A 26,040-nucleotide genomic window follows, 5' to 3' on the forward strand; every position below is an offset into this window, starting at 1 on the left:
GTGGCTCTCTTTGTTTTTGCACCGTTTGCAGATTTTAGTGAAAGCCAAGTAGTTCTTTGAGGGTTTTGAGGTAACGGCGGCTAACCGGAATAGGATGGTCACTACAGGTGACAATTTCCGCCAACCCATTCTCCAGTAGTTTGATCTCTTTGATCGCTTTAATGTTGATCAAGTACTGACGATGGCAACGTACCAAGGGCGTTTTTTCTTCGAGTATTTTTAATGTTAGCTGGCTGGTGGCTGCTTGCTCACTAGTCTGTACGTGTACGCCACTAATATCACTGTAGGCAAACTCAATATCTTTAGTTGGCACTATTACAATACGGTTTAAGCCCACGCATGGCACTTGGTCTAGGCTTGGTGGCGATATCGCTTCATATTGCTGCAGGGTTTTCTGTTCGGATTTAAGTAACCTTTGTACGGTGACATCGAGCCTTTTTGTATCGACGGGTTTCAGTAAATAGTCAAAGGCATTTTCTTCAAAGGCTTGCACAGCAAATTGATCATAGGCGGTCACAAACACTACTCGGGTTTGGATGTCAGGATCAAGCATACCGAGCAATTCAATCCCCGAAACCTGCGGCATATGAATATCTAGAAAGACCACATCGGGTTTGAGTTGATTGATCTTTTTTAGCCCTTCAATAGCATTGCTGGCTTGCCCTACTACAGAGATGCGCCCAGTTTCTTCAAGCAGTTCTGTCAGTTCCTCGCGAGCAAACAGCTCATCATCTATCACTAAAGCGGAGAGCATGACGTATCCTTAACGATTTGATGGGGAATGATAAAGCTCATTCGTGTGTATTGATTGGTTTCAACGTCAATATTTAACTGGCTGACGCGACCAAATTTATTGGTTAAGCGCTTGGTGACAATTTGCATACCAAGCCCTTCATGATCTTCTTTAGGTGCTAAGTAGCTGCCGGCGTTGTCTTCAACGATAATTTGGCAACCTTGCTCAACCATTCGGCTATAGATGCGGATTACGCCACCTTCAAGTAAATGAGAGGTGCCATGTTTGATTGCGTTCTCAACCAAAGGTTGCAGTGTAAAGGTTGGCAACCGACAATTTAGCCATGCATTATCAATATCAATTTCAACCTCGAGACGATCAGTAAAGCGCGCTTTCTCAATAGTCAGGTAGGCATTTACGTGGTCAATCTCATCTTGTAGCGTGACCTCTTCAATGTCTTGCTTAAGATTACTGCGGAAAAATTGAGATAAGTGCTGGATCAGTTCGCGGGCTTTACTTGGGTCACGTCGAACCACCGCACTAATGGTATTGAGCGCATTAAATAGAAAATGCGGGTTTACTTGTGCGTGCAGCAGCTTGATTTCAGCTTGTGAGAGTAAGGACTGTTTCTGTTGGTAGTCGCCATACAGAATTTGGCTTGAAAGTAGCTGAGCGATCCCTTGAGCCATCGACATGTTGATGGTGGAGAAAAGCTTACGTTTAGGTTCGTAAAGCTTAATAGTACCTATGACCTTATCACCTGTGCGTAATGGGATGATCAACGCAGAGCCGAGTTTACATTCGCTTGAGAGTGAACATTGGTAAGGTTTATCTTTGCCATCGAGGTAGATTATATCGTCTTGAGCGATGGCATCTAAGGTGCTTTGAGATGAGATGGGGGTATCGGGTTTATGGTGGTCATCACCAATGCCGACAAACGCTAGTATCTTCTCATCATCAGTAATTGATACCGCCCCAACATTGGTCTCTTCGTAAACAATCCGTGCGATTTTCTCCGCAGTATTGGTGTTAAACCCCGCAGATAAAATACCCACCGAGCGTTCAGCGATATTCAATGCTCGGCGTGAAAAAGTCGCCGAGTACTCTTCAAAAATGGTTTTGCGATCTTGCAGAATACTCATAAATAGCGCCGCGCCGACTGAGTTGGCAATGATCATTGGCGCGGCTATTGCTGAGACTAAGCTAAAGGCTTGGTCAAAGGGTTTCGCGACCAGCAAGATGATCGCCATCTGAATGATCTCGGCAAATAGGGTAACCGCAAAGACGATGGTTGGGCTAAAGAGTAAAACCCCTTTGCCTTTACGTAACAAATAAGTATGCAGTAAGCCGCCAATTAGCCCTTCGGCAGTGGTGGAGATGGCGCAGGCGATATCAGTAAATCCACCGAGTGAGTAGCGATGCAACCCACCAGTTAACCCAACGAAGAATCCGACCACAGGACCGCCGAATAAGCCCCCCATAACGGCGCCAATTGCTCGAGTATTAGCGATAGCATCATTTATTTGTAAGCCAAAATAGGTACCCATAATACAAAAAAGGGAAAACAGTACATAAATACTCAGTTTATGGCTGAGTCGGCTAGAGATATTGAGTAGGGGCAAGAAAATGGGCGTTTTGCTCAGCATATAGGCGAGCACTAAATAGACGCACATTTGCTGCAGCAGGGAGAGTATCAAATCCATGTAGCTCAACCTATTTCCATTAGTTGTTATTCACCATTTTATCGGCTTTGTTGATGAGAAAACATGCCTTCAGTAGAGAATTGAGCTAAAACACGGAAATAGAGATGGTGTAATTTTAAGTTTACATCGAATGTTTATTTAGGTTTACGGTTGAATTATTAATCATGCCTGTTATCTTAATGCTTCAGTGGTGCCTTAGTTGGGGAAAACTAAAGGTGTAATAATTTATTTACAGAGTTTCTATTATGCAAAAAAGTGAATTGAGTAATGTCAACATCATTGATGAACAGGTATTGATTACCCCAGATGAGTTGAAGGTGAAGTTGCCACTTAGTGATAATGCACGCCGATTTATTCAACAATCACGTCAAACTATCGCGAACATCATTCATAAAAAAGATCACCGTTTATTAGTCGTGTGTGGTCCTTGTTCGATTCATGATGTTGAGGCAGCAAAGGATTATGCTCGTCGTTTGAAAGAAATTTCTGAGCAGCTCAGCGATCAAGTCTATATTGTTATGCGTGTCTATTTTGAAAAGCCTCGTACCACCGTGGGGTGGAAAGGTCTCATCAATGATCCGCACCTTGATGGTAGCTTTGATATTGAGCATGGTCTACACGTGGGGCGTGAACTTTTGGTTGAGTTAGCAGAAATGGAAATACCATTAGCAACGGAAGCTTTAGATCCGATTAGCCCACAATACCTAGCGGATACGTTTAGCTGGGCAGCAATTGGTGCTCGAACCACCGAATCACAAACGCATCGTGAAATGGCGAGTGGTCTGTCAATGCCTATCGGTTTCAAAAATGGCACTGATGGCAGCTTGGCAACCGCAATCAATGCGATGCAAGCGGCCTCTTCAAGCCATCGTTTTATGGGAATTAGCCGTGAAGGGCAAGTAGCATTACTGACGACTCAAGGTAACCCTAATGGTCATGTCATTTTGCGCGGTGGGAAACAGACTAACTATGATTCTGTTTCCGTGACTGAATGCGAAGAAGACATGGCAAAGATGGGGTTAGACGCATCTTTAATGGTTGATTGTAGCCATGCCAATTCACGCAAAGATTATCGTCGTCAACCATTAGTCGCAGAAGACGTTATTCATCAAATTCGCGAAGGTAATAAATCGATTATTGGTTTGATGATAGAAAGTCATATCAATGAGGGTAGTCAGTCCTCAGATCTGGCAACAAATGAGATGCAATATGGTGTTTCTATTACTGATGCTTGTATTGATTGGCAAACAACTGAGACACTATTACGTCATGCGCACACTGCATTAGTGCCATTTTTAGAAGATCGTTTGAAAGGTTAAGTTGTAAGGAATAGGGACATTCATGGCCGAACAGTTAAATGAACTGCGTGATCAGATCGATGCAGTCGACAAACAAATTCTCAATTTACTTGCTCAACGTCTATCGTTGGTAGAGAAAGTAGGCGAAGTAAAAAGTGAACACGGTTTACCGATTTATGCACCGGATAGAGAAGCGGCAATGTTGGCTTCTCGTCGTGCGGAAGCCGAAAAAGTCGGTGTGCCTCCTCAGTTGATTGAAGATATTTTGCGCAGAACGATGCGTGAGTCTTATGCCAGTGAAAAAGATTCGGGTTTCAAGTGTTTAAACCCACAATTGCGCTCAGTTGTGATTGTTGGGGGTAAAGGTCAGCTCGGTGGTTTGTTTGGTCGAATGTTTAGCCTGTCTGGCTATCAAGTAAAAGTATTAGGCAGTCAAGATTGGCACCGTGCCGGTGAGATTTTGGATGGGGCAGGGTTAGTGGTTGTCACCGTTCCGATCCATCTAACGGAAGGGGTGATTGAAAAACTCGGTCAATTACCTGACGATTGCATCTTATGCGACCTCACTTCGATTAAGTCAAAGCCGCTCAATACTATGCTGCGTGTTCATAATGGACCGGTTGTTGGGCTTCACCCGATGTTTGGCCCAGATGTACCAAGCTTAGCGAAGCAGGTGATTGTCTACTGCGATGGTCGAGGTGAAGAACATTATCAGTGGTTACTGAAGCAATTCTCTATTTGGGGAGCGAGTCTGTGTCAAATTGATGCGAGTGAGCACGACCATGGCATGACGCTTATTCAAGCTCTACGCCACTTTACCTCTTTTGCTTATGGACTGCATTTAAGCAAAGAAAATCCAAGTATCGATAAGTTGATGAAGCTAAGTTCTCCTATTTATCGTTTAGAACTGGCGATGGTTGGGCGTTTATTTGGGCAAGATCCTCACCTCTATGGCGACATCATTTTCTCTTCTCAAGAGAACATAGAGATGATTAAGCGATTCCATCATCGTTTTGGTGAAGCACTGCAGATTCTTGAGAACAATGATAAAGAAACCTTTATCGACAGTTTTGACCAAGTCAGTGATTGGTTTGGCGATTACTCTCATCAATTTATGGTTGAAAGCCAAAACTTACTGAAACAAGCCAATGATTCGATTCATCGAGGATAAAAAAAGCTGCCATTGGCAGCTTTTTTAACATAGAGAGTTCGCCGTTATTGTACACTAACTTGCTTGTCACTTTTCGTTTCGTGCTTCACGGTATCAACCGAGTGATCAACATACGGATTGTTGGTTAAGTTAACTTGGAGACGAACATTGTCATCGATCAATTTCACTAGGGGCGCCCATTTCACTTTTTTCTCTTTTTCAAAGAGATAGTTAAAATTATCTGGCGTCCAATCCATTGTGTATTGTGGGTTAAGAGAACGCCCTAAAAAGCGCACTTCGTAGTGTAGATGAGGGCCGGTAGAGTTACCTGAATTGCCACAGGTTGCGATCTCTTCACCTTTAGAGACAAATTGACCACTCTTTACTTTGAAATACTGCAGGTGGGCATACGAGGTCATAAAGCCAAACGAGTGGCGTACGGTGAGAAAGTTACCAAAGCCTTTTTTGCTCGGTCTAACGGTTTCAATGACGCCATCCGCAGGAGCCACAATAGAGGTGCCGCGTTTACAGGTTAGGTCGATCCCCGTATGAGTATGGCGTTTGCCACTAATAGGATTAGTGCGGCGTCCATAGGAAGATGAAATACGCTGGTAGTCGAGCGGTGTATCATTGGGGATCATACGGAACATCGTGGCGCGCACGGCGGAATCAACAGCGGCGGCATCAAGACGATCTTCTAGATTCTGATCTCCCAATGGAGCGTCATCAGATAAGCCCAGTACAGATTCCACATCATAGACGCGCTTGCCCAGTACATGCAGTTGATCGCGTTTTTGTTCTAACTCTTGAGAGAGCGTATGGCTGGTATCCATTTGCTCTTCATACAACTGTTCCAGTGTCGCCTTTTGCTCACGGGTTTGGGTCAACTCTTGGTTGAGTGTTGCGATTTGTTGTTGGTGAAAGTAGAAGTAGCCAGCGATCGAACCGATTGCGGTAACGGTGGCTGTAATAGCAAGCAGTAAATGTTTTCTACTGATAGAGAAGTGTTGCTCTTCTTTACCAGTAGGAATAGTTATGGTTATTTTTTTTTGAGACATACAACTTAGTTAAGAATAATCTGCTAGATCCGATAATTGCTCGATTTCACGATGCAGTAAGTGATCATCTCCAACATTGAGTTCAATAATGCGTTTAAGGTGACTGATACTTTCGATATCAATGTTTCCAATGATGACTCGAGCAAGCTTTTTATCTTCACTGATAATTCTACCGTCGAGCTCAATGGTGATGTCGCTTTCTGGTAATTGGAATTGTACCGAGATTGGGCGAGTTATATTTAGCGGATTGTCTTGCGGGAAGCTCAGCAGTAATCCATGTAAAGAGAGATCTTTGACAGTGGCTTCTACTTTGAGTTCGCCTTGACTCACTATCGCTATCGCTTGATATATGATGCGTGAAAATCGACGTCGTTCAATCATACTTCGTTCTCTCCTTCGGTTTTTTATCAGCTTACCAGAATAAGGCTGTTTACCATTTGGAATTCTTTAAACTTAGTGATGAAGGTCTTTTTACTTAAACAATGAGGGCATTCATATACAACAAAGGCCGCTATAATAGCGACCTTTGAATAAAATTCAAGCAGATATGTTGTGGCGTTATACGGCTACTTTACCTGCTGAATTCATTTTCATTACTTAGTAATGCGCTTGTACTTGATGCGGTGAGGTTCCGCAGCTTCAGGACCAAGCGTCTTCTTCAACCAGTCCATATACTCAGTGTAGTTGCCTTCGTAGAAGTTAACTTGACCTTCATCGCGGTAATCTAGAATGTGAGTCGCAATACGGTCCAAGAACCAACGGTCGTGCGAAATAACCATGGCACAACCAGGGAACTCGAGCAGCGCTTCTTCTAGTGCACGAAGTGTTTCTACATCAAGGTCATTGGTCGGTTCATCGAGTAGCAATACGTTGCCGCCTGCTTTAAGCAGTTTCGCAAGGTGGACACGGTTACGCTCACCACCAGAAAGCTCGCCAATGATCTTTTGTTGGTCGTTACCTTTGAAGTTAAAACGAGAACAGTAAGCACGAGCAGGGATCTCGAAGTTGTTGATCTTAATGATATCAGCGCCTTCAGAAATCTCTTGGAATACGGTCTTTTTATCGTCCATGCTGTCGCGGAACTGATCTACAGAAGCTAGTTTTACTGTATCACCTAGCTCAACCGTACCTGAATCAGGTTGTTCTGCACCACTTAACATTTTAAATAGGGTTGATTTACCTGCACCGTTGGCACCAACGATACCGACAATCGCACCTTTCGGCATGCTGAAAGAGAGATCATCAATCAGAACACGATCACCGAATGACTTCGTTAGGTTTTTAACTTCAAGAACTTTGTCACCTAGACGGTCACCTGGCGGAATGAACAACTCATTCGTTTCGTTACGCTTTTGGTATTGACCTGTGGTCAGTTCTTCAAAGCGAGCCATACGAGCTTTCGATTTCGCTTGGCGACCTTTCGGGTTTTGACGAACCCACTCAAGTTCTTTTTCAATGGTCTTTTGACGTGCGCTTTCGCCTGCTTTTTCTTGCTTCAGACGCTCATCTTTTTGCTCTAGCCAAGATGTGTAGTTACCTTGCCATGGAATACCTTCACCACGGTCAAGTTCTAGAATCCAGCCAGCAGCGTTGTCTAGGAAGTAACGGTCGTGGGTAATTGCCACAACAGTACCACTGTAATCAACAAGGAAGTGCTCAAGCCACGCAACAGATTCTGCATCCAAGTGGTTGGTTGGTTCGTCGAGTAGTAGCATATCTGGCTTTTCTAAAAGCAGACGACAGATTGCAACGCGGCGACGTTCACCACCCGATAGGTGTTCAATCTTCGCATCCCATTCAGGAAGACGAAGTGCATCAGCAGCGCGCTCAAGAGCCGTTTCTAGATTGTGACCATCTTTGGCTTGAATCAGGGCTTCTAACTCGCCTTGCTCTTTTGCTAATGCATCAAAGTCAGCGTTCTCTTCTGCATACTCAGCGTATACTTGGTCTAAGCGTTTTAGTGCACCAGCAACGTCTGATACCGCTTCTTCAACGATTTCACGAACGGTTTTTGACTCGTCAAGAACCGGCTCCTGTGGAAGATAACCCACATTAAGACCTGGTTGTGCGCGCGCTTCACCATCGATATCTTTATCGATGCCCGCCATGATACGTAGCAGAGTCGATTTACCCGAGCCATTTAGACCGAGAACACCGATTTTTGCACCAGGGAAGAAGCTTAGAGAAATATCTTTAAGAATTTGACGCTTAGGTGGCACAACCTTGCTCACCCGCGACATAGTATAGACGTATTCAGCCATTGCCGATGGTTCCTAACTTTCTGTATACATAAACGTGCATTTTACACCACCCGATCATAGTTTGTTACTGTCTGGGTCAAATGGTGCCAATAGAAAAAGCATACTAACGAAATTTATCGCGGAGGGAAGCGTAAATCACTAAATGTGTCACACTTGTACGAAATAATTGTTGTTTACCGCTATATGCTTTACAGAACTTATTAGAATAGTCTTAATAGCATTTAAATATATCGTTTCTCAATAGGACGAGAGTCATGACGACCAAGCTTTCTAAGTCGCTGTATCGCCTTCCTTCATCTATGTTGGCATTGTCAACGATGATATACAGCGCAACGGGTATTGCTGCGACCCCTAATCTATCAGAACAACGGGATCTTTATGATCAAGCTCAGCAGTTGCTTGATAACAAGCAAGTTGATCAGTACTTAGTTTTGCGACCGAAAATTGCGAGTTACCCGCTAACTCCTTATGTCGATTATCGAACCTTACTGGTGCAATTGGGTGAGAAGTCGCCTGTAGAGGTGAACCAGTTCATTGAGCGACACCAAGGGTACCCATTTTCGACTCGCATCCGTGCCCCTTATATCGACCAGCTAGCGCACAATAAGCAGTGGCAGACCTTATTAGAGTTTCAAACTGATCTGCCACGTGGTGAAAAGTACCAATGCCACTATTATTACGCACAATATAAAACGGGTAATTCAAACTTAGCCTACAAAGGTGCTGAAGATTTATGGCTGCATGGCAGCAGTGTTTCTGATGCTTGCGATCCATTATTTGAGGCTTGGCAAAAAGCAGGGCTGCAAACCGATCAGCAAATTCTCAATCGAATGTTACTCGCGTTTGATGCGCGTAACAGCAGCCTACTCAAGTATCTCGGTAAACAAGTGGATTCATCACAAGCGAAGAAAAAAGCGGGTGATATGCAAACGCTATTCGCTAAGCCTGAAGATGTGGCCAAATTTGCCAAACAAAAACCTGCCAATACGTTTTATCGCCAACAAAGTGAAATGGCCTTGGAAAAACTGGCAAGAAAGGATGTTGAAAAGGCACAACGCGCTTGGCAAACCGTGGTTGATGGACAGAAACTGACCCAAGAACAAGCGCAAAAATTAGCAGATTACATTTCATTTCGTTTGATCAACAGTGATTCTGCTTCGCTTGTGCAGTGGCGTGATAAGCAAATCCAATCATCAGCCAATGGTAAGTTAGTTGAGCGTCGTGCTCGTTTAGCGATTCAGCAGGCTGACTGGCGTGGTCTTGCTAATTGGATTGAGCTTTTACCTAATAACATGCGTGATTCATTACGCTGGCAATATTGGTTGGCACGTTCTGAGCTTGCTGTAGGCAAAACCAAGCAAGCGAAACAACGCTTAGAGAATATTATTGGGCAACGCAATTTTTATAGTGTTGCGGCAGCGAGAGAGCTTGGGCGCTCGGTGGCTTATCCTCAATCGACACTTCAGCTTGACCGTTCAACGATTCAACCATTTGATACTGCGTTATTGCGTATTGATGAATTGATCGTGCGCGACAAAATTGCGGCAGCGAAAAGTGAATGGCGTCATCTTTTACGTCGAGCAGATAAGCAGCAACAAGAAATGTTAACTGCCTATGCGGCGTATAAGCGTTGGCACCACTTAACGGTGACGGGCAGCATTGAAGCGAAAATGTGGGATAACCTAGAGCTGCGTTTCCCTGTTGCTCATCGCTGGTGGTTCAATTTTTACGGTGAAAAACACAGTATTGACCCAATTACTTTAATGTCTTTAGCTCGCCAAGAGAGTGCGATGGATGTTGAAGCGAAATCACCAGTTGGCGCTCGAGGTATCATGCAGATCATGCCTTCGACCGCGAAATACACCGCGCGTAAGTACGAGTTAACCTACCGAGGAAGCCATGATCTTTACCAAGTGGGCAAAAATATTGAAATAGGTAGCAGGTATTTGCAGAGTTTACTGGATAAATACGATAACAATCGAATTTTCGCATTTGCAGCGTATAATGCAGGTCCAGGAAGAGTAAAAACATGGCGTGAGCGAACTCAAGGAAAATTAGATGCTTATGCGTTTATTGAAGCGATTCCATTCAATGAAACGCGTGGCTATGTACAAAATATTCTGATGTTTGAACTCTACTACCGAGAACTACTGGGCGCAGACGGCGCCTTTCTGCAACCTCATGAAATGAAGACTAAGTATTAAGCGAGCGGCAAATCATGTCACAACAACCAGAGTACACTGATTGGCAACAAGTCATGGATTTGATTAAACACAGCACAGAAACTGGGCAGCATGAAATGTTACTCACCATGCTTTTGACCCCAGATGAAAGAGAGTCACTTGTAGCTCGCGTTAATATTGTTCGAGAGCTGCTAAAAGGGGAACTCTCTCAGCGTCAAATTAGTCAGATGCTGGGTGTTGGTGTTGCAACCATCACTCGTGGTTCCAATGAGCTTAAATCGAAAAGTAACGATGAAAAGCAGGCGATAACCACGTTATTAGAACGCCACTAGAAAAATAAAAAAGGTGCCGATGGGCACCTTTTTCCTATTTTGGTCATTGGTTGATTACAGATTCGCAGGGTAGTGCTCTGGGTTGGTAAATGGAATTAATGCCATGATTAATGCTTGATGATACACAGAGCTGCGGGTTAACTGATGTTGAGTCAATAAGCCAATCGCGCCGCCTTTTTGCTTTATATTCTCGGTGTTAAATACTTCATCCATCACAGTACCAAGTTCAACCTCTTGGCTTAGACGAGAAGCCACTTTTTCAGGCAGCATCATGCTGGCTGAGCGAGATTCGCCACGCTGAGTCTCTGATTCAATGACCATCCAGGCAAAAGTAACACCGGTTTCAATTCCCGCTTCTAAACCGACATAAAAATCGGCACCTATGTGAGTCAATTTTGCGTTTTTAACTCGATTAATAGCACCTTGGTAGGTTTCTAGGTTGCTCATCGGCTGGTCGGAAACACCGCTTGGTACATTCACCCCGATGAAGGTAAAGTCTTGCTGTGGAAAGGCGGATTGAAACGCGCTCTCTACTGCCTTGATTTTTGCCGGGTTAAGCGAAGCGACGATGACGGTCTGAATGGACATGTTCCTCTACCTTTTTCGATATAGCGAGTTGTTCTAATTGCTTGAGTTCGACAGGTGGAGAGAGGTAATACCCTTGCATGTAATCGCATTGATTGTCAGCAAGCCAGCTATGCATATCTTCGGACTCTATGCCCTCTGCCGTGACTATCATTGATTGAGAGTGACACAGGTCGACTAATGGCTTGACGACATTTCGATTGTCTGTCTTGATCAGTGCAGCTAAAAACTCGCGATCCAATTTAATTTTCTGTACAGGATATTCTACTAGCTGTGAGATAGATGTATAGCCAGAACCAAAATCATCGATGGCTAATTTAAAGCCCATTGTCGACAGTTCATGTAACAGGGAATAACTTTGTGAATCTGTAGCAAAAGTTTCGGTTATTTCAAAATCGATCAGTCGTGGTTGAACGTGGTATTGCAGCGCCTTTTTCTCAATGAATGTAGCGAGTTGCTTCGAGTCAAGTTCGGCGGAAGAGAGGTTTATTGATAATTGAATCTCACCGCCCAGAATCGATTGGATTTCGGCAAAATCTCCAAAGGCTTGCTCAATAACCCAGCGGTCAATATTGCCAAACATCCCAGTTTGCTCAGAAATAGGAATAAATTCCTCAGGTGGAACTTGCCCAAGTTTTGGCGAGTTCCAGCGAAGCAAAGCTTCAACACCAACGATTTGTTTTCCCGTTCGGTCATAATACGGCTGATACCTTAACGAAAACTCTTGGTTGAATTCACCGCTTCTCAGCGCTCGTTCAATTTGGGTCCGGCGGCGAACGCTTTTATCCAGTTCTTGTGAATAATAAGAAAGTTGATTCTTGCCCGCTTTCTTGGCTTGATACATCGCGGTATCGGCATTGGACAATAAGCTTTCCAATGTTTCACCATCGGTAGGGTAAGCGGCAATACCGATACTGGCGGTGATAGGAAAGCGACTCAGCGACGTATCAGATGGGTTAATCAATGGTGATAGAACCGCATGAGCAAGGGAATCTGCATTGGTGCTGTTGTCGCTAGAGGCGATAAAAATAGCGAATTCATCACCAGATAAACGCGCAGCGAGGCAACTGACTTGATAGGTGTTCTGCCAATCTATACAGATTGTTTGAATGTGGTTGGCAAACTTAATTAAAAGAGCGTCTCCCATGCTGTGTCCGTATTTATCATTAACGTATTTAAAGTTATCTAAGTCAATATATAGAATCCATGCATAGCGACATAGGCTATTATCCAACAGGGACTGGCTGACGTAAGTTTGAAATTGATATCGGTTAGCCAACCCCGTTAGATGGTCATTTTCTGCCAGTACCTTGGTTTTTTCATAACTGGATTGCAGTTCTTGGTACATAGAATAAAAACGTTCAGATAGACGACCAATCTCATCATTTTTTGATAATCGCTCAATATTGCTTCTTCGCTTTTGTTCTACTTCGTCCAGTTGTCGGTCTAGCCTCGCTAATGGGCTTGTTACGTGGCGATAGAGTAACAACAATAAAATCAACACGGTCACAAGAGAGGACGCGGTGAAAAACAGCACCAGTCGGCTTTTTATTGCCGTCAGTTGATCTTCTAATAAGTAGCGAGCGGGATCTAAGGTAGCAAACAACCCTGACTTTAACTCAATTGATTGGGTTAACCCTGCTTCTTCAATGGGATCTTCAGTAAAAAATATCGAACTGTCATTATCAAACTCAATTAACCTTTGCTGTTGATCAAACTGACTCAGTGTTAAGTAGACGACAAAATAGGAGAGGTGAGCATCATTGTCATTGAGTGGTTTGTTTAATGTTTTTGGGTTGATAATTTGATAGTGAATGAGAATGCTCTGACCTTGTTCATTTTTACTGAAACCGATGTGCTCCAGTGCACCTGTGTTGGCGTAAGTGTGTTTAACGTAGAGCAATGCTCGATTATCGATGACAGAGAATGGGTCTTCTTGATTATCTGCAAAGAAGCGTGGTGTTTGCTGTTCGTCTAAGATGGCAATGCCAATAGAATCTTGGGAGATCGACTGAAAGCTGGCAATGATTCGCTGCATATTGTTCAGCATGTCCATTTCAATAAATGGGTTGCCTTCATGAATCAAATACTGACGAACAATTTCACTTCGTGAGAGAGTGAGAGAATAGCTGTTAATCAATGCGAATGATTGTCTAAAGTGCCCAGCGAGCTTCTCCATGGTCAGATGTAAGTAACTGGTTTCTCTTTTAATCAAAGCATCTTTTTGATTTTGATATATACCGTAGCTTGAGATGGTTGCGCTGAGTAATATTACCGGCGCTACTAGCAACAGGACTCTAGTGTTGAGTTTCATGGTCATTCAAAAGTTGACTCAATATTTTGGCTCTTAAGCGAATATTTTCAGCAGAAAGTGCGCTATCTATCTGCCCTTGAGGGATGTTTTCGTTATCTGCGGCCAATGATGCATCATTTAAGTACCAAGCAGGCAGTAGTTTTAAAGCGCTTACATTTGTTGTTGCAGCTTTGACGTCCGTTGCATTAATTGCAGAAATTTTGGGATCTGAAAGGTAGTTAAGAAACTGTTTAGAAAGCGATTTCTTGTTTGAATGCTGGCTGACAGCGATGCAGTCTAGCCAAATCTGCGGGCGATCTTCGGGTAGTGTAAACCGCCAATAGTCCACATTTTGTATACGGTTAAGTAAGTGTTCGTCTCCGCTATAGGCGACGCCCATATATAGTTGATCAGCATTTGGGTTCCACTTAACAAAGCTAAGCGGATATTGGTAGGTTAGAACGTGATGATTAAAATTAAGCATCTCAGAGTAGCTTTGTTTGAGTGCATGCGCATTATCGGTCTCAGCTGATATACCGCGGCTGATTAAAAAGGGTAAAAAAGAGTCGGTTGAGTCATTGAGTAGACTGATGTGCCCTGATAATTCCCCAGGCGGGCTAATAAAGTCACGCCATTTTTTTGGGGGGTGAGGAATTTTATCTGAGCGGTAGACAATACCGACGGATCCCCAAAAATAGGGCTGCCCATGATCGCCACAAGCACGATTCCATCGCTGATGGTTATTTTGTCGATTGTGAAGATCAGAGACATCAACCAGTTCGCCAAGTTTTCCATATATATTGGCGGCGACATTGTCGAGAATGAGAATATCAAATGGGAGATCTTTATTTACCGTGAGTAAAGTGTCTCGATCATCGCTATTATCAAAATAAGTGATATGTATTGTCGTACCGGTTTGAGCTTGCCATTGCTGGATGACACGATCTGATAGGGTATCCTCCCACATCAACAAATTAAGCTCAGTAGCTGTAACCAGAGAACTAGCCGTGTAAGTTAACCCAATCAATAGCGCTGCAAGTGACTTCAAAGTCATAACGGAGTTACCGAGTCCTTTCAAATTATGGATAACACCGAGCTTTGTAAGAATCAGCGGCTGACACACATAGCAAGCTCAAATAAGGTCCAGCATGCTATTTTAATCTATAAATTGTGTCAGCCACTTGGTGGTTGTTTTTTGAACTGAGAGGTGAGATTTTACACTAATTTAACTTGAGTTGGTTTTACATTTTCACTTGGGTAGCAGCCTAGCACTTTTAGATGCTTAGTAATTTTAGTTAGCTCCGAGAGTGCATTTTGCATGTTTTCCGAATCCAAATGCGCATCTACATCGACATAAAACATCTCTTCCCATGGGTTACCCATAATTGGACGTGATTCTAATTTAGTCATGTTGATATGGTAGCGCTGCATGATCAGCAAAGCTGCAACCAGTGACCCGGTATCTTGAGATGTTGACATGATCAGTGTTGTTTTTGCTGGGATTTGTGGAGACACTTCAACAGGCTTACGTGCGACAATAATAAAGCGAGTATGGTTTTCCGTTTGGTTGGCAATATTGTCTTGAATGGCTTGCAAGCCATAAATTTTACCTGATGAAGCGTTGCCGATGGCAGCCACATCAGAGCGGTTGAGTTCGCGGACTTTCTGCATTGCATCCGCAGTGCTCGCACAAGTCTTAAGCTCAATATTCTTCATTCGCCCCAAGAATTCGCTGCATTGCTGGTGAGGTTGCGGGTGGGAATACAAGGTGGTTAGGTTTTCCAAGCGAATATCTTCGGTAGCAACTAAGCAGTGCTCAATTGGCAATGTGAGTTCACCAACAATGTATAGCGTCGTGTGCTGTAATAGGTCATACACTTCATTAATAGACCCTGAGCTGGTGTTTTCAATTGGCAATACACCATAATCGGCATGTCCAGACTCGACGGTTGTCGCAACTTCTCGAAAACCCTCACAATTAAGTTCAATTAGCTCGGTATTTTTGCGGCTAAAGTACTCACGACTAGCGAGATGGGAATAGGATCCTTTGGCGCCTAAGAAAGCGACACGTGCGAGAGGCTTTCTACTTAATTCAGGGTTGGCTAAGTTTTGTAAGTACGCTTGTTGCAGCAACACGGAGTCTTCAATGATGGCATGGAAGAGTTTGGTGATGTACTGCGCATCAAGTTCGTATTTTTTTAAGCCGTTATTGATGAGCTTTACTAATAGCTGTTGCTCTCGTTCAGCATCACGAACTGGTTTTGAGGTATGAACTTTGCTTTTGGCAACCTCAATACTCATCTTTCGACGTTCAGAGAGTAGTTGTAGTAGTTGATCGTCTAACTCGTTAAGTCGAAGTCGAATTTCATCGAGTGAGTATTGTTGTTGAGTCATCCTAATTTCCTTACATAAAAAAACCTCCCTGAGGGAGGCTTTCTGTTCGTTTTTGACTTATCTTCCGAAAACGAGTCAGCCTCCCAAGTTACTGGAGAAAAAACAAGTCAAAAAAGAACAGATGGGTTAGTCGCATATATATTATTCACTTAAAGGGTCCATCAACACAATAAGCAACCGTGTTTTAAGCGTCAAGCAAAAAAATAGCGCCCCTTGGCGCTATTTTAAGTGTTAAATCATTTATTCTACGTCTTCAATTTCTACTTCAAGCTCTGGCTTATCGCTACGGCGAGCTTCTGGCTTGTGGCGTAGTTTGTTTAGCTGTCGTTCTAGTTTCTGTTCTACCTCATTAACGGCAGCGTATAAATCTTCATGAACAGCGGAAGCAACAAGTTTGCCTTTTGGTACCGTGATGACCGCTTCAAATTTTTTCTGTTTGTTCGGTTCCTCGCTGAAGGTCGCTTGGCAGCCAATGATATCTACTTGCCACTTTTCGAGCTTTTTAAATTTGCTCTCAATATGGTTGCGAATTGCAGAGGTGATGTCGATATTTTTGCCGGTGATGTTTACTTTCATAGATGTTTCCTCTGTTGCATCCCTCATGGGTTAACTCCAGATTAGCGATTTAAGTATAAAAAAATGTGACATAGATCTCTTTTTGTGGGGGATTTTTATCGCTGGAAACCATTTGTGATCTCACTCAAAGTGTATACGAGTTGTTGCACGAAAAAGCTTGTTAAAGTTAAAAAAAGCGCTAAATTGGTAAGGTGTCTTGCTAAAAATCCCCTGTTTTTTAGGGCTCTTATTCGACCTAAAGAAAACCATTGCTCAATCCTTGTTCACTTGAAAATTGTGATTCAGACCTCAATAGTTCCTCGGCTATGCTTCATTAACCTTTCTCTACATTTGTATATTGGTATTCGTTGAATAGCTTTACTTCATCTCTATTGGAAAAATTAACGGATTGAGCTCGTCATGATTTGATTGCTCTCGGTTTTGTTGTAGCTCAGAGAGTTGTTTATAGATGATAAAATAGCGATTGATGTTTGAAACATAGTGCACGGGCTCTCGCCCAATATTCCTTCGCGTGACAATTTCCACATTCTTGAACCATTTATTGGGATCATAGCCTTGCTGAGTTGCTAAACGACGCATTTTACGGATGTTTCCAGGACCAGCGTTGTATGCTGCTAGTGAGAAGTAGACTTGATCGTCAGCGCTGATTGCTTGGTCGCTAAAATAACGATCTTTAATAAAGCGCATGTATTTAACGCCAGCATGGACGTTATTTTCAAGCTTGTATATGTTGCCAATATTGACGTTAGGATCTCTAGCGGTGCTTGGTAGCACTTGCATGATTCCGACAGCTCCTCGATGAGAAACTTTATTCTGGTCAAGACCTGATTCTTGGTAACCTTGCGCCGAAATCATCAATGGATCAAATTGGTATTGATTTGAATATTGAGTGAATACCGCAGACATGGATTCTAGTTTGCGGATATTTTCTGGATTCAACACGTTTTTTAACCAGCGAGTATTATCAAGGTATTTCCCATAGATCACATTGCCCATTAACGTGCCAGATCGGTGTTTTGTTAGGTATTGATCAACCAGTGCTTTTAACTTTGGGCTGTTTTTTCTCAGCGCCCAGGCGATATTGCCTTTCTTTCTGATTGGCAAATTTTTGTGTGCTTGAATATTGTCCATCACATTCAACCACAATTCGCTTTTATGGCTATCCAGCACGGTCATTTTAATGTGACCGTGATTGACCATCTCCATTATTTCGTAATCTTGGATCGTCTCTTCTATAAAGCGAATTAATATGGGTGGTTTGCCGAGGTGATTAAGCTGATGGTTTATTTTTTGTAAACTTTCGAAGTAGCTAGAGCTCGCTCGAACCCAGAACTCTTTGCCACTTAATTGCTCAATGTGTTGGTATTGTGGTGATTGTTTAGTCGTAATAATCCATTCTTCAACATTCTTTCGTACCGGTATGCTAAACCCGACACTTTGCTGACGTTGCTCGGTGACCGTGAGATTGGCAACAATAAGATCACCGTAACCTTGTGTAAGAGAAGGCAGTAAATCATCTCGATCAACGGGAATCACTTGCAGGTTTAAATATGAGGATCGCTGTTTGAGTTGTTTTTCAAAATGGTAGAGTAATTCGGCAAGAATGCCTTTAGGCTGCCCCGCTTCTATATAGTAAAAACCTAGGTCAGCAGAAACAAGTACACGAATAACCCCCTTTTTTTCCAGAGTCGGCAGATCGCCGAAATGAGGGTCTTTATTGAGGGGGGTCAATGACAATGCCATTGAATGAGTCGGCACGAAGAACTGTAAAACGATGAAAAGTAAAATTCGAAGCATGAGTTAACCTTTAATATCTCTATATTAAAAGTAGACTTTGTCGGTTGTGACACAAGAGTCAGATGCAAAAATATAAACTTTTCCATTAGTTTAATAAGTAATGTTGCAATTTCCCCTCTTATGCATAGCTAGAAATTACTCAGAGTTGTAACAAAACACTTGCAGTGTGATTGCACTATTTTGTTTGTATCTTTCATATTATCGATATTGCGAGTTATATCAGCGCGAAATGTGTGAACTGACACGCATTTACTGGTCCAACCATGTAAGTTTATTTCTGAAGGGTATATAAACTACCGGTCTTGAATTTTACCAGTTAATTAATTTGATTAATTAACTATAAATGGTTTTCTGTGCTGGTGATGTATGCGTTTTAAAGATTTTAATATTAGAAATAAAATAGCGATTATTTTTGTCTCAATCTCCATAATTGCTATCGTTCAGGTCTCCTTTTTCCTGAAGCAAATGGATCACGTTAGAGATGCACTTCTCGAGTTTGCTGATGCAACAGTTCCAAGCGTATTGCTAGTTAAAGATATGCAGATCAATATCGAAGAGATTCGACGTGATCAATATGCTTTGGTTGCTAATCCTAACCATGATTTGGTGCCGATTTGGAAACAAAACATGGACAACTTTGAGAATGAAATCAACCTGAACCTGAGTACTTACCAAGCTGGACTTTGGGATGAAAGGGATCATGCTGCATTCGCGGAACTAAAAAAACATTGGAATACCTACAGCCAACAATTGGCTCAATTTCGTAACCTCATGAATAACGAGCAAGTAGTTGAAGCAAACCGTTTAACGGTTGATGGTTATGAAACTTATCAAAAAGCTTTTGCCGCAATGAGTGCATTGGAGGAGCTAAATCAAGCCTACATTGCCGAAGATAAACAAGTGGTCAATGATAGAGTCAGCGATACACTTATGCTGAGTATTATGAGCATAGTGGGTGTGATGGCATTTATGCTATTTACAGGCTGGTTGTTAACTAGACAGATCTGTTCGCCGTTAAAGTTAGTAATGACACTTGCTCAGCATATTACCAATGGCGATCTGACCCAAAGTATTGACCGCTCAAAAATGGGTAATGATGAGCTAGGAGAGCTTGCAGATACATGCCATGAAATGCAGCTGAAATTGCTACAAATGGTCGAGCAAATCGCCAGTGCATCAACGCAACTTGCTACTTCGATTGAAGAAGTGAGCGCAGTATCTGAGCAAACTGAGCAAGGGATGATGAATCAGCAGAACCAATTGACATTGGTTGCGACTGCAATGAGTCAGCTGCAAGCGACGGTTAATGAGGTAGCAAGTAATACTGAAGAAGCCTCTAGTGCAGCAACCAATGCCAGTGAGACTGCTCGTAAAGGTGCGGGTGGCGTAGGTGAAGCCATGAGTCAAATTGTTCATGCGCAGAGCGTTATTGAAGAAACCGGGACTATGGTTGCTCAACTGGAAAAAGATTCAGGTGACATTAGTATGGTTGTCGACGTGATTCAAAATATTGCAGAACAAACTAATTTGCTGGCGTTAAACGCGGCGATTGAGGCTGCTCGTGCTGGAGAGCAAGGGCGAGGTTTTGCTGTTGTGGCGGATGAGGTCCGTACTTTGGCGGGACGCACTCAAAGCTCTACCGAAGAAATTGTGCGTATTATTGAACAATTACAACAACGAGCGAAAAGTGCGGTCGTTGCCACGACTGAAAGTTGTGAGAATATTGGTACCTGTAGCGCACAAGCAAGTACAGTGGGTGGCATTATTGAAGGTATTAGTTGCTCAATTGACGATATTGCCAACATGAATATTCAAATTGCCAGCGCGTGCAGCGAGCAAAGTTCAGTTTCTGAAGAACTCCAGCGCAATGTGGAGAATATTCATCACGCTTCTATTGAAGTGGCTGCGGGTTCAACACAAACGGCACAAGCTTGTGTTGAGTTAAGTCAGTTGGCTGCGAATATGCAGACAATTATTCAACAGTTCAAAGTCGCTTGATTTTTGAACTGGTATTGAAATAAAAAAACCGCTTTCTACAAAGCGGTTTTTTTATGGAACGTTTAAATGGCATTTAAACTGGGTTTTTTGCCATTAACTGACGAGTTCGCTCTGCTGCTTCAGTCAACCCTAACTCTTCATAAGCTTGGAGCTGTATAGCAAGCGACTTACGGGCAGCTTCTGTATTGGGATAGGTTTTTTGCAGTTCCTGACAGCGATTAATGGCTGCAATCCACGCTTCACGGCGTAAATAGAAATCCGCAGTGGCTAAATCATATTCGGCTAAGCGGTTTTTTAAAGAGAACATGCGTTTTTGTGCATCTTCTGCATATGGGCTATTAGGGTATCGTTCAAGCAGCTTCTTAAAATCAGCAAAAGCAGATTTTACCGGCTCTGGATCGCGATCGCTTCGGTCGATGTTAAATACATCGTGCATAAAGTTGCGATCTTGCGCCATATGAGTGAGTCCGCGCATGTATAGCACCCAATCGAGTTTGTCATTGGTTGGGTTTAGACGGATGAAGCGCTCAATAGTCGCAAGGCCTAAAGCGAGGTCATCATTTTTGTAATAAGCATAAATAAGATCGAGCTGAACCTGTTCAGAATACGCGCCAAATGGGTAGCGAGAGTCGAGCGCTTCAAGTTTTTCAATCGCTGTAGTCCAACTACCTTGTTGTAATAATACCTGAGCTTCAGAGTAAAGCTCTGATGGCGGTACATCTGGAACAATCTCTTCGCTGCTAGTACATCCGACGAGTAAACTGAGTGCCAATAATCCAGATAAAGTATGCTGTTTCATGTCAGGATTCTATTCCTTGAAGTAAATAATTTTGTCGCTTCCGTTACTTTTATGTCGGTAGCAGATACAATGGAGCAATATTCTTCCACACTGTAGACAATTAGTCTCACAGTTTTTGAAAAAGTTCGATATGGCTCAGCAGATTGAATTAACCAACACAGTAAAAGATAGTCAATTAGGTCAACGCCTTGATCAGGCTATCGCAGAAATTTTTGCCGACTTCTCTCGCTCGCGACTCAAAGAGTGGCTACTAGCGGGTAAAGTTCAAGTCGATGGCGAGGTGATTACTAAACCTCGTACTCGAGTAATGGGCGGTGAAGTCATCACATTGCAAGCGGAACTTGAAGATGAAGAGCGCTGGGAAGCGCAAGATATCCCGTTGGATATCGTCTATGAAGATGATGACATCATTGTAATTAATAAACCGCGTGGTTTCGTTGTACACCCTGGTGCCGGTACGCCTGATGGCACAGTGTTAAATGCACTGCTTCATCATTACCCTGATATCGCAGAAGTACCTCGTGCAGGTATCGTGCATCGTCTAGATAAAGACACGACAGGTTTGATGGTGGTAGCGAAAACTGTACCAGCGCAAACTCGTTTAGTGCGAGCTCTACAAAAGCGTAATATTACTCGTGAATATGAAGCGATTGCGATTGGTCGTATGACCGCGGGTGGTAAAGTGGAGCAACCAATTGGACGTCACTCGACTAAGCGTACGCTGATGTCAGTAAGCCCAATGGGTAAGCCCGCTGTGACGCATTATCGTGTTGCAGAGCACTTCCGTGAACATACTCGTATTCGCTTACGTCTAGAAACCGGTCGTACTCACCAAATCCGTGTGCATATGTCTTACCTACAGTATCCACTGCTAGGTGACACAGCTTATGGTGGTCGTGCTCGTATCCCTTCAGGTGCTTCGCAAGAGTTAACTGAAATGATCCGTGGTTTTGATCGTCAAGCACTGCACGCAGTGATGCTGAGATTCGAACACCCAGTGACGGGTGAAGAACTTGAGTTTCATGCACCAGTACCTGATGACATGATTGCTATGACAGATGCTCTTCGTCAAGACGCGCAACAGCATGGTTTAGAAGAAGAGTACTAAGATGTCATTTATTGTCCCTAACTGGAAAGTTCCTAAGCAAGTAAAAGCCATTTCCTCAACTCGAATTGGTGGTTACTCGTTGGAACGTTATCAAGGTTTGAATCTTGGTAGCCATGTTGGGGATGATTTAGAGACCGTCATAAAAAATCGCCAAGCTCTAACACAGTTGTCAGAGATGCCAAATTCACCTATTTGGCTTAATCAAACCCATTCAACAGATGTTGTTTTAGTCAATCAACCGACTGAGTTAACGCTGGATGCTGATGGATTGTTTACTTCTCAGAGTGGAATTGTGTGTTCTGCAATGACAGCGGATTGCTTGCCTGTACTACTGACGAACACTCAAGGAAATCAGGTTTCAGCGGTTCATGCTGGCTGGCGAGGATTAGCCAACGGTATTGTTGAGAACGCGGTGAATATGTTTGATGGCGAAGTCATTGCTTGGCTTGGTCCCGCTATCGGTCCTGACGCGTTTGAAGTTGGGGAAGATGTACTACAAGCATTTTGCGATTTTGATACCAAAGCCATTGATGCTTTTATACCGACAGGTAAACAGGGCAAGTGGTGGGCAAATATGGAATTGATCGCCACACAACGGCTAAGTAAACTTGGTGTCACGCAAGTGTTTAGTAGTGGTTTGTGTACCTACTCTGACCCAAAACGCTTTTACTCTTATCGACGAGATGGTGTTACAGGTCGTCAAGCCAGCTTAATCTGGCTAGATTAATTTATAAAGGCTGACGTATTGTCAGCCTTTTTCATTTCATATCCCTTGAAAATCTCGCTGCGCGTATCCATCTTTCATATTGATTAATAGAATTATCTCAGTTGAATTTTAGGAAGGTTGATATGCGTCTAGACAGATTTACTAGCAAGTTTCAAATCGCTATTTCTGACGCGCAGTCTCTGGCGTTAGGTCGTGATCATCAATACATTGAACCCGTGCACCTAATGGTGGCACTGATGGATCAAAATGGCAGTCCTATTCGTCCACTACTGACCATGTTGAGTGTGGATGTCGCCCATCTGCGTTCAAAACTAAGTGAAATGTTAGATCGCTTGCCAAAAGTTAGCGGCATTGGTGGCGATGTTCAGCTATCAGGAAGTATGGGAACGCTATTCAACCTATGCGACAAAGTGGCTCAGAAGCGTCAAGACACCTATATTTCTTCAGAAATTTTCCTCTTAGCTGCAATAGAAGATAAAGGTCCGTTAGGAGCTCTGCTTAAAGAGTCAGGTATCACTGAGCAAAAAGTGAGCGAAGCGATCGATAAGATCAGAGGTGGGCAAAAGGTTAATGACCCGAATGCAGAAGAGCTACGCCAAGCGTTAGAAAAGTTCACAGTGGACTTAACCGAGCGAGCAGAGCAAGGCAAACTGGATCCGGTTATTGGCCGTGATGATGAAATCCGCCGCACTATTCAAGTGCTTCAACGTCGTACCAAAAATAACCCTGTCATCATTGGTGAGCCGGGTGTGGGTAAAACGGCGATTGTTGAAGGACTAGCACAGCGCATCATTAATAATGAAGTGCCTGAAGGTCTGCGTGGTCGTCGAGTACTCTCTCTTGATATGGGCGCTTTGGTGGCCGGCGCTAAGTATCGAGGTGAATTCGAAGAACGATTGAAATCAGTGCTCAATGAATTGTCTAAAGAAGAAGGCAATATCATCCTCTTTATAGATGAAATCCATACCATGGTCGGAGCGGGCAAAGGCGAAGGCTCGATGGATGCGGGTAATATGCTCAAGCCAGCGTTGGCTCGAGGCGAACTTCATTGTGTTGGCGCAACAACATTGGATGAATACCGCAAGTACATGGAAAAAGATCCGGCATTAGAGCGTCGATTCCAAAAAGTGCTGGTGGATGAGCCAAGTGTTGAAGATACCGTTGCTATTTTGCGTGGTTTGAAAGAACGCTATGAATTACACCATCATGTTGAAATTACCGATCCTGCGATTGTTGCCGCGGCTAGCTTATCGCATCGCTATGTCTCTGACCGTCAGTTGCCTGATAAAGCCATCGATCTGATTGATGAAGCGGCATCGAGCATACGCATGCAGATAGACTCAAAGCCAGAATCGCTCGATAAATTGGAACGCAAAATCATTCAATTAAAGATTGAGCAGCAAGCACTAAGTAATGAGCAAGACGAAGCAAGCGAAAAGCGCCTCGAGATTTTGAGCCAAGAGCTGCACGAAAAAGAACGTGATCTTGCGGAGCTTGAAGAAGTTTGGAATACCGAAAAAGCAGCACTGCAAGGTACCCAACATATCAAGTCTGAGCTTGAACAAGCCCGTATGGATATGGAACTGGCGAGGCGTGCGGGCGATCTAAGCCGTATGTCGGAGCTGCAATATGGTCGAATCCCAGAACTTGAAAAGCAGCTCGACTTAGCCGCTCAAGCTGAAATGCAAGAGATGACTTTACTACGCAACAAGGTTACCGATGCAGAAATCGCTGAAGTGCTATCCAAGCAAACCGGCATTCCTGTATCGAAAATGCTTGAAGCCGAGAAAGAGAAGTTATTGCGTATGGAGCAGGTTCTTCATAAGCGCGTGATCGGTCAAAAAGAGGCAGTAGAAGTCGTCTCCGATGCGATTCGTCGTAGTAGAGCGGGCTTATCCGATCCCAATAAACCGATCGGTTCCTTCTTATTCTTAGGTCCTACCGGGGTGGGGAAAACGGAACTGTGTAAAACCTTGGCTAGTTTCATGTTTGATAGTGAAGAGGCCATGGTACGTATCGACATGTCGGAGTTTATGGAGAAACATTCTGTTGCTCGTTTGGTTGGTGCGCCTCCTGGTTATGTTGGTTATGAAGAAGGAGGCTACCTAACTGAAGCAGTGCGACGCAAGCCTTACTCAGTGATTCTACTAGATGAAGTAGAGAAAGCTCACCCTGATGTATTTAACATACTGTTGCAAGTGTTAGATGATGGTCGTTTGACAGATGGGCAAGGGCGTACGGTCGATTTTCGAAACACAGTTGTGATTATGACATCCAATCTAGGTTCTTCTCGTATACAAGAGAATTTTAACAACCTTGATTACCAGGGGATTAAAGATGAAGTGATGGATGTTGTCACCAAACACTTTAGACCCGAGTTTTTAAACCGTGTTGATGAGTGTGTGGTTTTCCATCCTCTAGGGCAAGACCACATCAAGTCGATTGCTGCTATTCAGTTACTTCGATTAGCTAAACGGATGGAAGAGCGAGGCTTTCATATGGAAGTGTCGGAAAAAGCACTCGAGTTGATCTCACAAGTTGGCTTTGATCCCGTCTATGGGGCGAGACCATTAAAACGAGCCATACAGCAAAGTGTAGAGAACCCATTAGCTAAAGCGATTCTTTCGGGGCGAGTTGTGCCGGATAAAACGGTGAAGTTAGTGGTGCATAACGAGCAAATCATCGCACATCAATAAAACAAATCGACTTAAAAGGGGCTGAACAGCCCCTTTTTGTTGCTTATTTGGCTGTTTTGTTTAATTCCTAAGCAAACGGTCTGAAAGTAGTGAAATAACTATTGTGTTCGCGAAGGAACTCCCTATAATCCGCCTCGTTGTCACGGGTTACCGAGCTAAATAGCTAGACAACATAGACGGTGAAAGTACTTTAAGTAACTTTCAGAGAAATAACCAAAAAAGTGTTTGACACCAAAGGTTATCTCGCTAAAATGACCGTCCGCTTTGAGATGAATGCTTAAAGCAACGCTCTTTAACAATATAAACCTATCAATCTGTGTGGGCACTCGTTGATGATAATCCAATAAGT

20 protein-coding genes and 1 other annotated feature are annotated in these 26,040 nt (G+C 43.3%); of the genes, 8 read left to right on the top strand and 12 right to left on the bottom strand.

Annotation, left to right across the window (positions count from 1 at the left end):
• Positions 1-34 precede the first annotated feature (34 nt).
• Together btsR and H2O73_RS19240 are read right to left on the bottom strand one after the other, a co-directional pair.
• A complete protein-coding gene (btsR, locus tag H2O73_RS19235; RefSeq protein WP_182110546.1) occupies positions 35-754 on the bottom strand; it encodes a two-component system response regulator BtsR in 720 nt (239 codons plus the stop codon).
• On the bottom strand, positions 739-2,436 hold the full coding sequence (locus tag H2O73_RS19240; protein ID WP_182110547.1) for a sensor histidine kinase: 1,698 nt from the start codon (positions 2,434-2,436) through the stop codon (positions 739-741). The genes btsR and H2O73_RS19240 overlap by 16 nt, the downstream gene beginning before the upstream one ends.
• Positions 2,437-2,681: 245 nt before the next feature.
• Between H2O73_RS19240 and H2O73_RS19245 the strand changes: the two genes are divergently transcribed.
• Positions 2,682-3,755 carry a 3-deoxy-7-phosphoheptulonate synthase gene (locus tag H2O73_RS19245; protein WP_182110548.1) on the top strand — a complete coding sequence of 358 codons (1,074 nt, stop codon included), beginning with the start codon at positions 2,682-2,684 and terminating at the stop codon, positions 3,753-3,755.
• Between the two features lie 22 nt (positions 3,756-3,777).
• Positions 3,778-4,905 carry a bifunctional chorismate mutase/prephenate dehydrogenase gene (gene tyrA, locus H2O73_RS19250; protein ID WP_182110549.1) on the top strand — a complete coding sequence of 376 codons (1,128 nt, stop codon included), beginning with the start codon at positions 3,778-3,780 and terminating at the stop codon, positions 4,903-4,905.
• Between the two features lie 44 nt (positions 4,906-4,949).
• On the opposite strand, the gene H2O73_RS19255 is transcribed toward tyrA, so the two are convergent.
• The 3 genes from H2O73_RS19255 to ettA form a co-directional block, all read right to left on the bottom strand.
• Positions 4,950-5,942 (bottom strand): M23 family metallopeptidase, encoded by a 993-nt coding sequence (locus H2O73_RS19255; RefSeq protein ID WP_182110550.1) that lies wholly within the window; start codon positions 5,940-5,942, stop codon positions 4,950-4,952.
• Between the two features lie 9 nt (positions 5,943-5,951).
• Positions 5,952-6,323, bottom strand: coding sequence for a PilZ domain-containing protein (locus H2O73_RS19260; protein WP_182110551.1), 372 nt, complete (start codon positions 6,321-6,323; stop codon positions 5,952-5,954).
• Between the two features lie 212 nt (positions 6,324-6,535).
• Complete coding sequence (gene ettA / locus H2O73_RS19265; protein WP_182110552.1) at positions 6,536-8,203, bottom strand: energy-dependent translational throttle protein EttA; 1,668 nt, start codon at positions 8,201-8,203, stop codon at positions 6,536-6,538.
• A gap of 254 nt (positions 8,204-8,457) precedes the next feature.
• Between ettA and sltY the strand changes: the two genes are divergently transcribed.
• Both sltY and trpR read left to right on the top strand, forming a co-directional pair.
• The gene (sltY, locus tag H2O73_RS19270; RefSeq protein ID WP_182110553.1) at positions 8,458-10,407 is read left to right on the top strand and encodes a murein transglycosylase; all 1,950 of its coding nucleotides are present in this window, start codon (positions 8,458-8,460) and stop codon (positions 10,405-10,407) included.
• A 14-nt stretch (positions 10,408-10,421) separates the two neighbouring features.
• Positions 10,422-10,718 carry a trp operon repressor gene (trpR, locus tag H2O73_RS19275; protein WP_182110554.1) on the top strand — a complete coding sequence of 99 codons (297 nt, stop codon included), beginning with the start codon at positions 10,422-10,424 and terminating at the stop codon, positions 10,716-10,718.
• A gap of 54 nt (positions 10,719-10,772) precedes the next feature.
• Here the strand turns inward: trpR and yjjX are convergent, their stop codons facing one another.
• The 6 genes from yjjX to H2O73_RS19305 all read right to left on the bottom strand — a co-directional run bounded on the left by yjjX (position 10,773) and on the right by H2O73_RS19305 (position 18,363).
• Entirely contained in the window at positions 10,773-11,306 is a 534-nt protein-coding gene (yjjX, locus tag H2O73_RS19280) for an inosine/xanthosine triphosphatase (protein WP_182110555.1), read from the bottom strand.
• Positions 11,272-13,617, bottom strand: a complete 2,346-nt coding sequence (locus H2O73_RS19285) for a putative bifunctional diguanylate cyclase/phosphodiesterase (protein WP_182110556.1) — start codon at positions 13,615-13,617, stop codon at positions 11,272-11,274. Before H2O73_RS19285 ends, yjjX begins: the two co-directional genes overlap by 35 nt.
• Positions 13,601-14,650: a polyamine ABC transporter substrate-binding protein gene (locus H2O73_RS19290; protein ID WP_246335974.1), complete on the bottom strand. Its 1,050-nt coding sequence runs from the start codon at positions 14,648-14,650 to the stop codon at positions 13,601-13,603. Before H2O73_RS19290 ends, H2O73_RS19285 begins: the two co-directional genes overlap by 17 nt.
• A 161-nt stretch (positions 14,651-14,811) precedes the next feature.
• On the bottom strand, positions 14,812-15,990 hold the full coding sequence (pheA, locus tag H2O73_RS19295; RefSeq protein ID WP_182110557.1) for a prephenate dehydratase: 1,179 nt from the start codon (positions 15,988-15,990) through the stop codon (positions 14,812-14,814).
• 14 nt (positions 15,991-16,004) lie between these two features.
• Positions 16,005-16,122: a sequence feature (Phe leader region), on the bottom strand.
• A 108-nt stretch (positions 16,123-16,230) separates the two neighbouring features.
• On the bottom strand, positions 16,231-16,566 hold the full coding sequence (hpf, locus tag H2O73_RS19300; RefSeq protein WP_182110558.1) for a ribosome hibernation-promoting factor, HPF/YfiA family: 336 nt from the start codon (positions 16,564-16,566) through the stop codon (positions 16,231-16,233).
• 357 nt (positions 16,567-16,923) lie between these two features.
• On the bottom strand, positions 16,924-18,363 hold the full coding sequence (locus tag H2O73_RS19305) for an MltF family protein (protein ID WP_182110559.1): 1,440 nt from the start codon (positions 18,361-18,363) through the stop codon (positions 16,924-16,926).
• A 366-nt stretch (positions 18,364-18,729) separates the two neighbouring features.
• On the opposite strand from H2O73_RS19305, the gene H2O73_RS19310 reads away from it, so the two are divergent.
• Complete coding sequence (locus tag H2O73_RS19310; RefSeq protein WP_182110560.1) at positions 18,730-20,361, top strand: methyl-accepting chemotaxis protein; 1,632 nt, start codon at positions 18,730-18,732, stop codon at positions 20,359-20,361.
• A 73-nt stretch (positions 20,362-20,434) separates the two neighbouring features.
• Here H2O73_RS19310 and H2O73_RS19315 read toward each other — a convergent pair whose 3' ends face one another.
• Positions 20,435-21,160 (bottom strand): outer membrane protein assembly factor BamD, encoded by a 726-nt coding sequence (locus tag H2O73_RS19315; protein ID WP_182110561.1) that lies wholly within the window; start codon positions 21,158-21,160, stop codon positions 20,435-20,437.
• A 130-nt stretch (positions 21,161-21,290) separates the two neighbouring features.
• Here H2O73_RS19315 and rluD point away from each other — a divergent pair, with 130 nt between their 5' ends.
• The 3 genes from rluD (at position 21,291) to clpB (ending at position 25,691) form a co-directional block, all read left to right on the top strand.
• The gene (gene rluD / locus H2O73_RS19320; RefSeq protein WP_182110562.1) at positions 21,291-22,268 is read left to right on the top strand and encodes a 23S rRNA pseudouridine(1911/1915/1917) synthase RluD; all 978 of its coding nucleotides are present in this window, start codon (positions 21,291-21,293) and stop codon (positions 22,266-22,268) included.
• Position 22,269: 1 nt separating this feature from the next.
• Entirely contained in the window at positions 22,270-22,995 is a 726-nt protein-coding gene (gene pgeF, locus H2O73_RS19325; protein WP_182110563.1) for a peptidoglycan editing factor PgeF, read from the top strand.
• A gap of 122 nt (positions 22,996-23,117) precedes the next feature.
• Positions 23,118-25,691 carry an ATP-dependent chaperone ClpB gene (gene clpB / locus H2O73_RS19330; protein ID WP_182110564.1) on the top strand — a complete coding sequence of 858 codons (2,574 nt, stop codon included), beginning with the start codon at positions 23,118-23,120 and terminating at the stop codon, positions 25,689-25,691.
• Positions 25,692-26,040: the final 349 nt, after the last annotated feature.

The sequence above is a fragment of the Vibrio marinisediminis genome, assembly GCF_014050145.1.
Lineage (GTDB): Bacteria > Pseudomonadota > Gammaproteobacteria > Enterobacterales > Vibrionaceae > Vibrio > Vibrio marinisediminis.